This window comes from Scytonema sp. NUACC21 (genome assembly GCF_054684315.1).
On record NZ_BAAFZH010000070.1, the window covers coordinates 53,086 to 67,602 of the forward strand.

Annotated in this window: 11 protein-coding genes and 3 pseudogenes; 3 read left to right on the top strand and 11 right to left on the bottom strand. The window is 39.3% G+C overall.

What is annotated here, in order from left to right; translation table 11 throughout:
* Positions 1-10: 10 nt before the first annotated feature.
* Positions 11-2,437: a GH116 family glycosyl hydrolase gene (locus tag ACYRY3_RS13045; protein WP_460202084.1), complete on the bottom strand. Its 2,427-nt coding sequence runs from the start codon at positions 2,435-2,437 to the stop codon at positions 11-13.
* 488 nt (positions 2,438-2,925) lie between these two features.
* Positions 2,926-3,821, bottom strand: a pseudogene (locus ACYRY3_RS13050) (ISAzo13 family transposase); the annotation flags it as partial.
* Between ACYRY3_RS13050 and ACYRY3_RS13055 the strand changes: the two are divergent.
* Positions 3,815-4,330, top strand: a pseudogene (locus tag ACYRY3_RS13055) (sensor histidine kinase); the annotation flags it as partial. The pseudogenes ACYRY3_RS13050 and ACYRY3_RS13055 sit on opposite strands and share 7 nt — an antisense overlap.
* 404 nt (positions 4,331-4,734) lie before the next feature.
* Here ACYRY3_RS13055 and ACYRY3_RS13060 read toward each other — a convergent pair.
* Together ACYRY3_RS13060 and ACYRY3_RS13065 are read right to left on the bottom strand one after the other, a co-directional pair.
* Positions 4,735-5,838: an aromatic ring-hydroxylating oxygenase subunit alpha gene (locus ACYRY3_RS13060; protein WP_460202085.1), complete on the bottom strand. Its 1,104-nt coding sequence runs from the start codon at positions 5,836-5,838 to the stop codon at positions 4,735-4,737.
* Between the two features lie 15 nt (positions 5,839-5,853).
* The gene (locus ACYRY3_RS13065; protein ID WP_460202086.1) at positions 5,854-6,615 is read right to left on the bottom strand and encodes a DUF3865 domain-containing protein; all 762 of its coding nucleotides are present in this window, start codon (positions 6,613-6,615) and stop codon (positions 5,854-5,856) included.
* A 798-nt stretch (positions 6,616-7,413) separates the two neighbouring features.
* Here ACYRY3_RS13065 and ACYRY3_RS13070 point away from each other — a divergent pair.
* The gene (locus ACYRY3_RS13070; RefSeq protein WP_460202087.1) at positions 7,414-7,878 is read left to right on the top strand and encodes a hypothetical protein; all 465 of its coding nucleotides are present in this window, start codon (positions 7,414-7,416) and stop codon (positions 7,876-7,878) included.
* Here the strand turns inward: ACYRY3_RS13070 and ACYRY3_RS13075 are convergent.
* The 4 genes from ACYRY3_RS13075 to ACYRY3_RS13090 all read right to left on the bottom strand — a co-directional run bounded on the left by ACYRY3_RS13075 (position 7,875) and on the right by ACYRY3_RS13090 (position 12,158).
* Entirely contained in the window at positions 7,875-8,312 is a 438-nt protein-coding gene (locus ACYRY3_RS13075) for a hypothetical protein (RefSeq protein ID WP_460202088.1), read from the bottom strand. The genes ACYRY3_RS13070 and ACYRY3_RS13075 overlap by 4 nt on opposite strands.
* 365 nt (positions 8,313-8,677) lie before the next feature.
* A complete protein-coding gene (locus ACYRY3_RS13080) occupies positions 8,678-9,508 on the bottom strand; it encodes a hypothetical protein (RefSeq protein WP_460202090.1) in 831 nt (276 codons plus the stop codon).
* Between the two features lie 62 nt (positions 9,509-9,570).
* Positions 9,571-11,220, bottom strand: a complete 1,650-nt coding sequence (locus tag ACYRY3_RS13085; protein ID WP_460202091.1) for a hypothetical protein — start codon at positions 11,218-11,220, stop codon at positions 9,571-9,573.
* 617 nt (positions 11,221-11,837) lie between these two features.
* A complete protein-coding gene (locus tag ACYRY3_RS13090; protein ID WP_460202112.1) occupies positions 11,838-12,158 on the bottom strand; it encodes a response regulator in 321 nt (106 codons plus the stop codon).
* Positions 12,159-12,173: 15 nt separating this feature from the next.
* Here ACYRY3_RS13090 and ACYRY3_RS13095 point away from each other — a divergent pair.
* A pseudogene (locus ACYRY3_RS13095) lies at positions 12,174-12,257 on the top strand (high light inducible protein); the annotation flags it as partial.
* 97 nt (positions 12,258-12,354) lie between these two features.
* Here ACYRY3_RS13095 and ACYRY3_RS13100 read toward each other — a convergent pair.
* From ACYRY3_RS13100 to ACYRY3_RS13110, 3 genes are all read right to left on the bottom strand, one after another.
* Positions 12,355-13,476: a sensor histidine kinase gene (locus tag ACYRY3_RS13100; protein ID WP_460202093.1), complete on the bottom strand. Its 1,122-nt coding sequence runs from the start codon at positions 13,474-13,476 to the stop codon at positions 12,355-12,357.
* A 134-nt stretch (positions 13,477-13,610) separates the two neighbouring features.
* Positions 13,611-14,009 carry a hypothetical protein gene (locus ACYRY3_RS13105; protein WP_460202094.1) on the bottom strand — a complete coding sequence of 133 codons (399 nt, stop codon included), beginning with the start codon at positions 14,007-14,009 and terminating at the stop codon, positions 13,611-13,613.
* Positions 14,010-14,507: a Rab family GTPase gene (locus ACYRY3_RS13110; protein ID WP_460202095.1), complete on the bottom strand. Its 498-nt coding sequence runs from the start codon at positions 14,505-14,507 to the stop codon at positions 14,010-14,012.
* Positions 14,508-14,517 lie beyond the last annotated feature (10 nt).

Here is a 14,517-nt window from a genome sequence, read left to right on the forward strand (position 1 = left end):
GGACAAATGACTAATGACCGATGACTAGATAAATACCCCAAATAGCCATAGCCCGTAAATAAGTACTAGCACGGAAAGTCCCAACAGCGGTGATGGCTTCTGGAGTGCGAAACTGTAGCCCGTTATCGTAAATTTGTCTCACTACAGCTTGTGTTAGGTCAAAGGCTTCATCTTTCATTCCCATTTGTACAAGAAGTGCTGCTAACCCAAAATTTATTCCCGTCCAAACTTCCAAAGGATGAGTCGCTTGAGGATTTTCTGGTGAACCATCAGGGCGAACACCGTTAGCAGCGCCAAATTGACCGTGATGAAACTTGAGGAAGCAGGCATCATATACAGTTTTCAAGGCGGAAAAAGCGCAATCAACTGGTACTATATCTGGCAAGCCAAGCAGGCGAGCGTAAAATTGTCCGCAAAGTTGGTCTGCCATGACTACATCAGAACCGCTTTCACTATCTAGCCGATAGTATTGCCCATTCCAAAGTTTTTCTTGGTAAACGGGGCGAGATTGTTCTAACCAAGCTTGATAGATCGATTTTTGAACTGCTACATTGTCAGGATTGTTCTTTGGGTTATTGTGTTTGTAGTCTGTTAAAACCTCACAAATGGCGATCGCTGCTTCTAGCGCAGCCAACCACAACCCACCACAGTAAGCACTGACGCCTTGCAACCGCCAGTCATCAAAAGTTTGGTCTGGCGCACCGGAATTTTCCGGAATACCATCTCCATCTATGTCAAAGGTCTTGAGATAATCCAAAGTTTGGACAACAGCACTCCAACAATCTGCTAAAAATTCCACATCAGAAGCACCTGTTAGGAGAAAGTCTCGGTACACCTGCAAAACAAAATCACAGCCTAAATCCTTCCACAAATTGCAATCTTGGTAACTTGTGTAATTTGTTTTTTCCCAGACGTGTTCATTTGGTGCTCCCAAATCGTGGGGTGTTGCACCTTTAACTTTGCGGACTGCGATTGGACTTTCCGCACCTATTGTATAATAGTATCCAATAACACGAGGAGTTTCATCGCTCTTTGGAATTGCCCGTGCAAAAGCCCTAATCACTGCCTTCTCAAGTTCTGGAAACAGTATTAATAAAGCAAAAGAACCGTAAAGCCTTACGTCTAAGCTTTCATACCACCGATAATCCAAGCATTCAAGTACGGCAAATTGGCCGATAGGATCGCGTTTTGATGCTGCACTCCAGAGAGTTCCACCACTTGTCAGGTCGTAAAGCTCATTGAATAGAGCCATTTTGAACCAATCGGGCAAGTCTTGGCGATCGACAATCGGAATTTGCCAAGACTGAATTTGCGCCTGCCAAGTTTGATATTCTACCAAAGCTGTCGATGCGATCGCCCAAGCATTCTGACCGTTGCAACCAAAAAAATCAGTATACCTCCGGTCATAGGTAACCCCAGCTGCAAATTCTGTCACGGGAAAATCCCAAGCTAGAACAACAGGAAGGTTGAAAGTTTCCCCCGGTTGAAGAGTAAATCGAAGGGCAAGTGCCGCACCAAGCTGCTTGCCCTCAGTCACTGGGGTTTCATCTGTGTTATTTGGCAAAGAACCATCTTGGGAAAATCTTTGCCATATTTCCTCACCTGTGCCTGCTGGGTTCCATCGAGTTTGATAATGTGCTTCTACCTTGGGATGTTTCTGAGTTGCAATACACCACTGTCCATCACCCTCTTGCACTCGTTCATTTTTTCCCACCCGACTCATCAAACAACCAATGACACCGGCAGATTCGACGAGTTTGTTAAAGTTCCCTTGGCTCTGATTCAGACACGGTTGGTACTCGTAGACTGGGCTACCATCATCTCGCAATTTTACCTCAGGAGATTTCAGGGCATTAGTAAACCAGCCCACCATGTTTTGCCAAGTTAACATTATGCTGAGTGCGATCGGTGCATTTGTGGGATTACTTGCAGTCCACACAAACACTGCCACAGGGTAGCTTGATTCTTTGTAATTGCCCGACCAAATAGGAGAGAATTGCTCACAAGTTATTTGTGCTTGAAATACCCCTTCATAGACAAACCAACTCCGGGGATATAGAGCGTAATAGGTTCCCGTGTTTCCGTGTCCTTCCCTACTTGCTGGATACCACTGCCAAGCCGATAGACTACCATCTTCTGGTGCTTCCGTACACAAAGCATACGCCCGTGAAGACGCTCCATCTGATTCAAACAAGCTAAATTGACAGGCTGGTATGTTTTTGAATACGTGTTCGCCACCATCAACGTGCCACAGATTAAAATCTCCCCGTGGCGAGCGACCGATACAACCCGCACCAAAGCCGCCAAGAGGCATTCCATGCCAAGGTCCATCATCGATATTACTGGCGTAGCGCACGGTATACGGTTTGTCCCAACCCAACCCGATGGGACGGCTCCAAGCGCAAGAGGGAATTACCGAGAAAGGGTGATTGCTCATGGCTCAATTATACGGCGTTTGGTGCAGATGGTGAAACAATGATTTAGCGATTCCCTCGACTTTGGATACCCAGTTTACAGAAGAGGCGAGCGACTGCATATATTACAATCCCAGCCGATTTAGGGTGTAGAGATTGAAAAATATCTTTTTGGAGTGGGTGTAGAACCGGATCTACATCCAATTGTTATGAGGCTGGGGAATTTCTCAAGCAGATAGATTCAAAACTTTCCCGCTCGAATCAGGTAAATTCCATGTGTAGCGATTACCTATCCTCGACGCCCAAGACCGAACATCCTTAATATCATGTCCGGGTAAAGACTTATCATTAAGGCAGATGGGGAGATGGGGAGAGGGGGAGATGGGGAGAGGGTTTCCCCCACTTCAAATATGCATGAAGAATTTACACCCCTTTCCTTTTCATGTGTCTTTGGGGTAGTTGCGAGTTTATTTGATTTACAGCTTTATAAAAGTCGTAAAAAAATCAAGAACTACGTTGTTTCACAATAGATATCGATAAACCATTTTCCTAAATTTGGGAAATCTTCGTCTGTAGAATTGGTAAGACGTTTAATTTGTTTTTCTATTGTCAACATAGCTTGTTTTGTCAGCTTAATTCCATTTTTATAAGTTTGAGTTACTAACTTAACAACTGGATGTTGACCTTTCCATGTCATGTTTTGAGCAAAATTTAAAGCCGTCTCTACTTCATCTAAGATACTTCCATTCCAATAGTTTTCTAAAACTGCCCAAGTGCGTTCAATTGGATTATATTTACTATGATATGGAGGATAGTAAGCCAAACGTATATTTAGTTTATGCTCTTGAGAAAACTCAACTATACGCTTCATAAATTGAGTCCTACGAGAATTATTCTCTCCTCCATTATCTTGATTAATAACTAAAGTTTTTATTTTGGGGAAGCGCCAGCTTTCTAACAACCAAAAATCTGATAAAACATCTACGATAAAATCACTTGTTACTTTTGATTCTGTAAAATACAAAAATAGTTCGTCAAGCTCCGGAAGAAAGACACCGTATGGAGTTACGGTGGTTTTTGGGTGAAAATCGTGGTCATCAGTTTCCGTCGGCACTCGATTTCTACCACCACGGTCAAATGAGCCAATGTTCACACGGGCTTTTGCATCTAGACTTAAGCGTAAAATGCTTGGAGCGTCTGAAGCTTCTTGATTAACTATAGCTAACTGCTCAAAGATTGCGTCCGTTTCGGGAATTTTTTTTGAGGCTGGACTTTCGCAACTCGTTTGAGCTTATACCCCAAATCATTCAATTTTATACGAATTGTTTCTGAAGTTGGTAATTCTTCATTACTATAACCAACTTTCTCAATTAATAGCTTTCTTACTTCACTAGCACTCAGACGAAGCGGAGATGAAACCTGTCGATATTCATGAAGGAATTGAGAGTACTTTACTGATTTTAAAAAACGCCTTGAAAGAAACATCAGCACATACAGAAATTGAAGTTATCAAAGAATATAGAAAGTTACCATCCATCGAATGCTATGCCGGACAGTTAAATCAAGTGTTTATGAATATCTTGACAAATGCCATTGATGCTTTGCGCCAGCAGGAAGCTGAATGGTTACAACTGAAGAATGAAAAACACCCCAGTCGCGTTACTATCGGGACACATCTCGAACAGAATTCCCATGTCACGATTCGCATTAAAGACAATGGTCCGGGAATGCCACCTGAGGTGAAAACCCGATTGTTCGATCCTTTCTTCACGACAAAACCTGTCGGAAAGGGAACTGGTTTGGGGTTATCAATTTGCTATCAAATCATTGTAGAGAAGCATGGCGGTAAATTGGAGTGCTTATCTCAACCAGGACAAGGCACAGAGTTTGTGATTGAAATTCCCATTCAACAGTAACCAGTTATCAATGACAAAATAACTGCTTCTTAAAGGTAATTGTGCTTGCACGAAAGTTATACATAACCAATTTATAACTCCTGGTTTTTCAATGCCATAATTTGCCAAAGTGAATGCAACTAACAGCGGTATTATACAACAAGACTGAAAACTAAACGACATTTACTAAAATCTAACGAAAAGCTAACAGACGTATTTCAACTTTCATTCATGAAAATTATTTCTAAAAAATGTAATGTTTTTGCCTCGATCGCTTAAGGTAGTTAAAACATCCTAGTGGTCTGCCACATTAATTTTGACGATCTGCTAAATTCCCAACTTCTTTAAGAAGTTGAGAATCTAGAACATCAGTACAGTAATACTGGGATTATAGGTTCTTTGTTTTATCAAAGTTAATGAAATAATTACTGCCTTAAATACTCTGACAAAACTTTGTGAAAGTGACTGATTCCAAATTCAAGTTCTTCAGCTAATTGAACTTTATAAACTTTAGAACGGACACTAGCTTGTAGTAAACGCACTGCAGAGAAATCTTCGTTAAGTACTCGATCAAATTCAGGTCGGAAATCATTTGGTTTATAAGGGAATGCTTCCATCTGTGCTGGTGTCTGATAAATAAAAACTTCAAACCGAGTACTCTCAGGAGTCAGGGGAACAAGATGGAAAACAGAAACTTTATCTTTTGCAGTATTCACCATTGTGTTTGGAAAAATTAAACCTTGGTAAGACCTAGCTTTTGGTTCTCCCGAAAAAGCTGGATGCTCTTTAACCGATTCTTCATCAATGTATGGAACAGAAATTTGATAGTGACGTCCTGTTGGTGTGTATTGAATGTCTTTGGGATAAAAGCATTCGAGACTTTGAGCATGAACTACTGGTAAATGGTAGCACTCAAGGTAATTTTCAACAGAAAACTTCCAATTAACTGGCTCATCATAACTCCAACGATCTACTTCTTGTAATTCTTGCCAAGAGTACTCATACTGCTCTAAATAGTTTGGAAAATCAGCCAAGTAACTCTTCAATGATTCCCCTTCGGATTCTGGATTCACAAAGATAAAGCCACCCCAAGTCTCAACTCGCGCTTCTGCTAAACGAACTGTTGATTTGTCTAAGTTAGGAAAAAATTTAGCCTGAGGAAGCCCTTGGAGTTTACCCTCTAAATCAAAACTCCAGGCATGATACGGACAACGTACCCGATTACAGTTTCCCTTACCATCTAAAAGACGAGCTGCGCGATGAGGGCAAACATTGTGCATTGCTCGCAATTCACCATTGTTAGTCCGAATGACAAACAATGGCTGTTCTCCAACAATACAAGTGAGATAATCTCCTGGATTTGACAAGTCTGACTCCCGGCCTATAAATTGCCAAGCGCTACTCCATAGCGATTGCATCTCTAAAGCAAAAATGTCAGGGCTGAAATAGTAGTGACCAGGCAAGCCTTGGCTTATCGGTTTAGTACTAAGATTCCCGTTAACTGATGATTTTTGAGAGAGTATGTTCATTTTTCGACCTTGTATTTAATGTACTTTTTCTAAGCAAAGCTCGTTTTTACGCAAGTCCTGCGTGAAAGCTACCTCTATTGTTAAATCCTTCCACCACGCATCTATTGCTTCCATAAATGCTCGAAACCCTGCCTCAAATTGTTCAAAATCTTGGAGTTCTAAATAAATAGCAACAGTTTTTTTCAAATCTTCCTCGTGCTCCGGTTCCCATTCATTTAAATGCATATTGAAGAAATACTGAAGACTATTAGGAAGAGAACCTTGAACCATCTTCTTGATTATTTCTCTAATCATATTCAATTCTGCAACAGCAGTAGCCTCAATAGCATAAGTTGCACCAAGAACATAGCAAGCTTCTCGATCGAATACAATTTTTAGATTTCTCAAAAGTTTTAATGTTGTAGATGAGGGATTTATATTTTTCATTGGTTGATTAAGACCTTCTTCAAGACCTTCTGCCAAAAGAACATAGTGAGAAATCCCTTGTGTGCCACTACCTAATTCTTCAGCAATATTCTCTTGTAGCTCATAAGCAACCTCTAACCATCCTGCTTCAAAGGCTTTTTTTCTCGCAGACTCTGTAAAAAACACTAATTCTTTTGTAAAGATAGAATATTGCTGAATGATGTGAGTTAGCTGTTTAAAACTTGCATTACTTATATTCTGAACTACAGGATTTTTCTTGTCATTCACTGCTATGTATTCGTCAAGCATCAGATTCTTTAGCTTCTTTGATAGATGCTTAAATATTTGATAATTTTGCATTTTTTGAGCCATTTGGTGGAGATTTTTGATTTGAAGCAATTAGTAGCAGACAGTCTAAATAAGGTACACAATTGTGAAGACACAATGCCGCTGCGCTCCTAGAATTGCGTGTAACTTAGGTAAATGAGAACTGCTACACATTAATCATCTGTTGATTGAAAAGTTTGATTGGCAACAATTTTCAGTATGAACAACGGCAACTGATTTTATAAATATAATAACCAGAGTTGCTTTTCAATACTTTTTTATTGTTAAATCAAACAATACATATCAATAATTATTTTTTGTAAATTATTGATTGATATACTTAAAAACTACCAAGAAAAATATTTTGTGTCAATTATATTCCTTATAAAATTATAAATATATTCTTTTTTAGTTGTAATTACTGAGGATAAAATCATTTATTATCTTATATCTTGCACCACCATCTTATTGAGAAAATAATAAGCTTTTTAGCTTATTATTTCGTAGGGTGGGCACTGCCCACCACCCACTTATTGAGAAGGTGCAAGATGTCAGTTATAAAGATTGTGTAAAGTATAAGGAAATATACGCACACTTAAAGATATCGAACGCTGACAAAAACCATAATAATTTCCAAAAAAGAGGGGTTCATTGATGTTCAAATGTTATTTGAGCCTTATGTCTAATTTGAAGATCTTAAATTAAGCAATTTTATGGATAAAAATTCCTGAAAAAATATATTTAAGGAAAACTCAAAATATTCAGCATTATTACGGTATACTTCTCAAGAAAAACCGTTTATCAATAAATTAAATTACTTAAGCTTAATTAATATATAAAATCATGCGTACTCAGCCAATTTTGGGTGCGAAGAACAATAAATTTTCTTTCTCACTTCCTCGCAGTCTGAGTGTTTTTGAAACTTGGGGCTTTGGTGTCACAGCCCATACTGTATGGATGACTGTAGCACCAGTTATGTGTGCATCTCTTGGTGCAAATGCTATCTTTGTTTGCTTGCCTGCTGTTATTGTCGGAATTTTGCTGAACTTGCAAGTGAAGCATTTGGGCAGTTACTGGTCTGATATGTCAGGAGGAACGCCCAACTACGCAACTAGACTGCTGAAAAATTATCCGGGGCTGGGTAAATACATTGCAATTGGATACCTGATTGGATGGGCATCAACTCTAGCAATAGCGGCAATTGTCCTCACCGATTTAATTAAAACGAATCTGGAACCATTGCAATACTGCTCGGTTAGGGTAGACGCCGAGATACGGATACCGTTGGCGAATTCCCAAACCAGCTAAACTGAACGGGTTAGTTCAGTGATGAAACGATTGAGAGCCTTCTGAGCAGTTTTATACCCAGTAGCTTGCTTACCTAACTTCAGTTGGGACAGAATGCGATCGCGTAAAATTTCAAGTTCTCTTATAGTTGGCAACCCAATAGATTGTCTTTCGCGCTCCGTATTAGATGTTAAAGGAAACTCCTTCTGCCGTGTAATACTCGGTTGAGGTTCGTTTTCCCCAAGATAGGGAGCTAATAATTCTGGGTATTGCCGTGTAATACAAGGGTTGGCGTTATGCCTAACAATGTGTTCTAAATAGTCAGCCCTGGTCAAACCCAAACATTTAGAGGCTATCCCTAACCTCTTCCAGGTATCATTAGTCAGTCGCAAAGAACGTACTTCACGATAATCATCATTTTTGAGCGCAAACTTCCCCTGAATATCTCGTTTCAAGGGACTTCCAAAGAATAAATTATTCCAAAAAAAACAAGAGACAGGAATTTTTCAAGAATGATAATCTTTTCAGGAGGGAGAAGAGGGCTTGCCGTCGGCAGCCCCTTTACCCAGATTTCTCACAACGCGACGCGATCGCAACTGCCAAAAGCTTATATGGCATAGGTCTAGACGGGGTTTAATGGTTTTGAAAAATAACAGAGTGTTTTGCGGTTGCGATCGCCCTCAAGTCAGCCAGCATTGAGTTAGCGGCTCGTCACTGAAATCTTTGTGAGAAATCCGGATTTACCCCCTTTTTTGTTAATTATTATCATTATTGTCAATGGCAGAATTTATTTTCTGGAAGTCCCAACCCTGCCATATCTCTAGTTACTAACCGCTAAATCGTTATTTTGATTGTAGTAAACAGAACCAGTGATTTTGACTGAAAAAGATTGCTCCCCCGTGCTTAAGATTATCTGTTGTCCGAGAGGAGAAGTTGGTAAAGCTAATTTATTGTTGAGGCTCTTTAGTGTTTCGTGTCCCGGAACTGAAACTAAATTTTTATTTTTGGCTACTTCAACAGAAATCAAAATTGTGTGGTTTTGTTTAACTATTTCGTTTAACTGAAAATCGTCTGTAGAAACAGACACAATCTGATCAAAACTATTTTCGTTGTCAGTTAGGTAGTGAACCAAATAAAGCTGCTGAGCAGTACCAAACAAAATATAAATTAGATTTTCTTTAGTGGTGCCATCAAATCTTCGTGCAAAGACGGGGTCTCCTTTAACTGTGATTTGAGATAATTGATTTCCTTCAAGTAATGGTTTAGGTGGAGGAAAGTTTGGATTTTCCTCTACATGTCCGAATACTGCCAAAACAGGCATTGTAAAATTTGGATTACAAAACATCTCAGGGACTTTAAACTTTGATCCACGGGGATTGAAAGAAAAAAATGGAAAAGGAGTTTGATCTGTTGTTTCTCTTTCAAACTTCTCGAAGTATTTCATTTTAGTGCTTTCATCTAAATTGACAACCCATATACCTTGATAGACATGCATTAGGACGTGACCTTCTTGACCATTAACGCTACCAGCAAACAAAGGTAAGTGGTAGGCATACAGACGATCGTCGGGTTTTCCAAAAAGAACCATATTGTGAAAACCTGCCATTTCAGGTCGGGGGGATTCACAGTTGTAAAAACTTTTTACTGCCATTTTATTACCTAGAAGGTAAGTGATTATCAGAGGTTAGCTGCTATGCGAGATAACACCTGAGGTCAAACACTTGCTGGGACATCGAAGAGCATTGCACCTGGAAAGCGAAGTTCATCATCTCGCGGTGGAACTAAGAATACTCCTGCCGCTTCAACTTCGAGAAACTTCTCAAAATTAGGAGGCAACAAGGTTGGATTTCCTCCAAAATTTGTGCCGCCCAGCCATCCAGGTTGTTTTAACATAAATGTCACGCGCACTGGATCATCTTGAAAACTGACAAAGTTTAACCCCAGTCGTGGTTCACCTTCGGAATTAGTCCCTTCAAAGAACTCATATCTCTTTTTAGCTTCTTGATATTCCTCGCGGAGTCTTGCCATTTGTTTGCAAATGTTTGCTTGGGCACAAGTAATGCTAGGTACTGAAACGACTTCAAATTTTTGATATTCCTCGTCCTTGACTGAATCACCATCTCCTACAACCAGCTGTGGACCAACTTCGATCTGCTCTACTACTTGAAAACCCCCAATCACAGGCTCTTGATTATCTCCAACAGTGATGTCATCTAGAAAGTGAGGCTCGGTGTCTGGTGGACCAAATTCTAATCGCTGATAATATCCTTTACCCTTGCCCCGGCTGAACCGTATCCATTCATCAGGTACAGTCTTGCCTTGAAACTGAAAGTTTTTGTCATTAAATGACCGAATATACATACCGAGTGGATTAGCAAAAGCAACAGTTTTTCCCTGAAACGCCTGATCGTGGGCTCCGGTTGCCGCTGCCGGATCTGCTTGACGACAAGCAAGTTGCTTAACTCCATACTTTGTAAAAATTTCGTCTTTTGAGGCTTTGACCCACTGACTACCCTCACGCTTTGCATAGGGACGTGCCCCAAACATAACAATGTATAGCAAATCATCTAAGCCATTAATTTCATGTGTCATAAACAGCGCATGGCGTCGGTTAAGGGAGCCTAACGGTTGCACTGGCACACCTTCTTTGAGGAAGTTGTCTTTGAAGTCGCCTTTCAATATTCCACCAGATCCACCAGCAACCCATAAGGCAAACTGGAAACGCCGTTGTTGTGGAGAGAGTGTAGTGGGGTCGGTCACAATTGGACCATACAGTTCACTCCATTGAACCACTCGACCCAGAATCGATGAGGCAACTTCTTGGAGTTTTTGAGGTGCTTGCTCTGCAAGTAATAACCAGTATTCTCTCAATTCCGTGGTTAGCAAAACCCGTTTAGGACGATATCGAGTTTTAAGGTTTGGAGCGGTGCCCTCTTTAAATTCTTGATAGAGCACAACATATTCACAATATTCATTTTGAACCCGATCGCGCCCTTTTGAACCAAAAGCTTCATGGATGGGGTGTCCTTTTGCTGTTGCCCAATCTGAGAGGCTTTTAGCTGTTTGTCGATCTACACATAATTTTGGTTCTGCCAGATCAGCAGCCCATTTTACTACATCTGTCTCAACCCCATTGTTGACTGTTTGAGGATCTAAGGCAAAAAATCGAATCTTTCCCACTCGATTAGGGGAAGCTAATTCCTCGTAATGCTGCTTAATGGTGCTATTCCAAAGTTTGATTAGGTTTTCATCCAAATCGTTGACAAATCCAGGTGCTTCAAAAGGGTCTGTTGTAGAAATCTCCTGAACATCATTAGAGAGGCGAAACACCAAATTTTCTGCGTTTAAGTTGCGAAATGCCATAGTATTTCCTTCAAAGTAAATGGAATTCTTTAGCAAGGTAAAGACTACAAGCAGCAAAAGCAGACAACCTAAGCTATGCAATTAAGCGTAAAAATAGCCAACACACATTTTGTCGCCACGCAAAGCTAAAGAATCTTGCTATGACAGTTTATTAATAGCCGAAGCAAAATTTTTTGCTATAAAATTGCAGAGAGAGTTTGGTTAACTAAACTAATTTTTCAATGCCATTTTAAGTTGACACTGCAAATCTAGGATAGTATCAATTGCTCTTGCTTATAAACTTGCCCTATGCAATTTAAGCTAGTAATTTAAAAATACTAGTTTACATAGCTGCTAGTTTTATCAATATTACTCGTACAACTTTTTAGAACAACATTTAAACTGATTATAGCACTATCAGTAGATTTACGATATTAGATAAAACTGAATTAGATAAAACTGAAAAAAACCTAAATTTTTTCAAAACTTGTGCTTGGGTATCCGCCAAGATACCTGCAAATTGGGACAGTTTGTAAAGAAAATTGTCAAAAACTTTGATTTATCGTCGTTCCAGACGCTGAAAAACTTCTTAGCGTTTCTTAGCGTACAAAAAACCCGGATTGGCACGGTGACCCCAATTACCACTCTAACTGCTTAATGATTTCATCGGCAAGATGCAAAACATTGAACGGCTTGAAGATGACTCCAGCAAGGTTGAAAGGGCACAATTCTAGCCGATCGTCTGATAGGTCGGTTGCAGTGAACAAAATCACTGGGATCGACTGCGTGATTGGGTTGGTCTTTAAAGTTTGCAGCAGAGCCAGCCCTTCCCCATCCAGATTGAGATCCAGCAAAATCACGTCAGGATGCTGCCCTTTTGCTTGCTCTAGTCCCGCTTGTACAGACTCAGATGTTAGAACCGTCCAACCCTTTAGTCGTTCTAGCGTAACTTTAACAATGCGGCTTAGTTCAGGTTGATTGGTTTCCTAGCTTACTTACTTTGGGACTTAGCTGGTTACAGCGTCCTGCGTGATGTGCTGCATTTCATTGGTTACTAATTACTGGTAAGTGGTTAGGAGTTAGTGGTTAATAGAGTAACCAAACTACCAATTAATAACTACTACCTACTAACTACTAACTACTAACTCCTAACTCCTAAACTTCAACCTTTGGTTTTGGTAAGCGGAACCAAAAGCGAGAACCACCTTTGGGGCGGGGTGAATAACCAATCGATCCTCCCCAGCGTTCAACTGTAATTCGACAAAAATAAAGCCCGAGTCCAATTCTGCCCGCTTTAGTTTTTCCTTGGGAAAATTTCTGAAACAAACTGTCTACATTTTCTGATGGTACACCCAAACCTTCGTCATCAACAGTAAATCGAATAAACTCCCCATCTTGTTGTAAACCAACTGTTACAGTAGAGCCTGGTGGGCTATGTCGAAAAGCATTTTCGATTAAATTGGTTAGCACCCTTTCCAGTCGCGATTTATCACCAATAACTTTCCAGTTTATAGCTGGATCGACACTGACAGCAAGCTGTAGTTGCATTTCATTGAGGGCAAAAGCAGGGCTAAAAAGTGGGATAAGTTCCTGTGCAGTCCGGAGAGCGTCTGGTGCATGGGCAGCATCCGATTTGAAAGATTCCAAAGACTTTATTTCCGCAGAAAATGCATCTAATATTTGTCGGATCAGAATTTCCTGTTTCTCAGATTGTTTTTTACCAATTTGCAAACGCTCTTTTCCTTTTGGTGTTAAGTTTTCAAATTCTAAAAGAGCCAAACAGCAATTTATACCACTTAATTGTCCTGCTATATCATGAATAACACAGTGTATTAAAACTTCTTTCTTTTGAGCTTCTTTTACAAAAGATTGATAGTGTAACTGATTTTCTCTGGCTTTCTGGATAATAGACTGTTTTTCTAAAAAAAAATCTTCTTTTAATTCTATTAAAATTAATTTACGGCTATCTACACACATAGCTGAAGCTTCTAAGTGATATTCTTTACCAAAAGAGTCTGTCTGGTACCATAAACCTGACTTTATGATTTTGTCTTCATTGATTTGCCATAGCTCTTCAGCATCAACTAAAAACGGTTCTAAAAAGGGAAATATTTCTTGAAGTTTTACAATCTCTTTTGTTGATATCAGTTTTTGATGGCAAAATCCCCCAAACCAATCTGGAGAAGATTCAATTATTTGAAAGGAATCGACATCCAAACGCTCTAATATTAAAGTTTTCAATATCGCAAAAATTTTTTCTGTAATAGACTCACTCATTTTAGGTATTTATTATCCGTTTAGTTTTGCTAACTATTCCTGAAATAAAGTAGAATTTAATAATCTGAGAAATCCAGTTTATTTAAGTTGGCTTAACAACACATTAATATCCATAAGTAAATAAACTGGATTTTTTAGTCTGATTTTTGAGTGCTGGATTGACGTTCTAGACTTGAACTATTAGCTTGTTGTTGAATAACAGCTACGTATATTTCATCCCAAGTAGCATCTAACAGTACTACCCAATCTCCTTCTTTAGAAGGAAATAGATGAACATCCGCACACATTCCGGATGCAGTTTTCATAAAGGGAAAAAATAAGGGAGAATCTTCTAGTGGTAAAAGACCTTCTAGAAAGAAAAACTGCTTTCCTACTTTCTCCCCTTTTTGTAAATTGGTAAATCCAAAGGCAGACCATTGACCTCCCCAAGCCGAAATATAGCCATCTTTACTGATTAAAAGATACGCTAAAGAACGTTTTTCTATTAAGAAAGAAATAATGTATTCGCTAATTGGCAAGGGGACATTCAGCATTTATTTCTCCAACATTTTAGAAGCAAGAGTTTGAAAAACTTCTTCTACGTTTGAACCATTTTTAGCACTCGTTTTTCTGACTGTCCATCCTTGTTTGACAAGAGCTTCGATTTCGGAATTCTCTATTTCCCATTCATCTAATAAATCAAATTTATTAATGACAAGAATATAAGGTACTTTTCCAACAGTTTCTTCTACTCTTTGTTTTAAGTTGAAAGCTTTTTCTAAAGTATGATGTCTGGTGCCATCAGCAACTAATAAATAACCAGATGAACCACGCAGATAGGACATCCTTACTTTTTGAAATTCATCTTCTCCATAAAGATCCCAAAGAATAAAATTTAATTCTGTTTCTCCAATCTTAACTGTTTTTTTATCTATTTTTACTCCTACTGTCGTTTGATACTTTTCAGAAAAAATGCTGTAAACAAAGCGAGATACTAAACTGGTTTTTCCCGTGGCAAATGCACCAACCATACAAATTTTTTTCTGGAGCATAGATGGTATT

Bases quoted from the DNA above. Each gene is read 5' to 3' on its own strand.
- ACYRY3_RS13100 (WP_460202093.1), bottom strand. From the start codon at position 13,476: ATGAGTGAGTCTATTACAGAAAAAATTTTTGCGATATTGAAAACTTTA.
- ACYRY3_RS13110 (WP_460202095.1), bottom strand. From the start codon at position 14,507: ATGCTCCAGAAAAAAATTTGTATGGTTGGTGCATTTGCCACGGGAAAA.
- ACYRY3_RS13065 (WP_460202086.1), bottom strand. From the start codon at position 6,615: ATGGCTCAAAAAATGCAAAATTATCAAATATTTAAGCATCTATCAAAG.
- ACYRY3_RS13080 (WP_460202090.1), bottom strand. From the start codon at position 9,508: ATGGCAGTAAAAAGTTTTTACAACTGTGAATCCCCCCGACCTGAAATG.
- ACYRY3_RS13060 (WP_460202085.1), bottom strand. From the start codon at position 5,838: ATGAACATACTCTCTCAAAAATCATCAGTTAACGGGAATCTTAGTACT.
- ACYRY3_RS13045 (WP_460202084.1), bottom strand. From the start codon at position 2,437: ATGAGCAATCACCCTTTCTCGGTAATTCCCTCTTGCGCTTGGAGCCGT.
- ACYRY3_RS13070 (WP_460202087.1), top strand. From the start codon at position 7,414: ATGCGTACTCAGCCAATTTTGGGTGCGAAGAACAATAAATTTTCTTTC.
- ACYRY3_RS13085 (WP_460202091.1), bottom strand. From the start codon at position 11,220: ATGGCATTTCGCAACTTAAACGCAGAAAATTTGGTGTTTCGCCTCTCT.
- ACYRY3_RS13105 (WP_460202094.1), bottom strand. From the start codon at position 14,009: ATGCTGAATGTCCCCTTGCCAATTAGCGAATACATTATTTCTTTCTTA.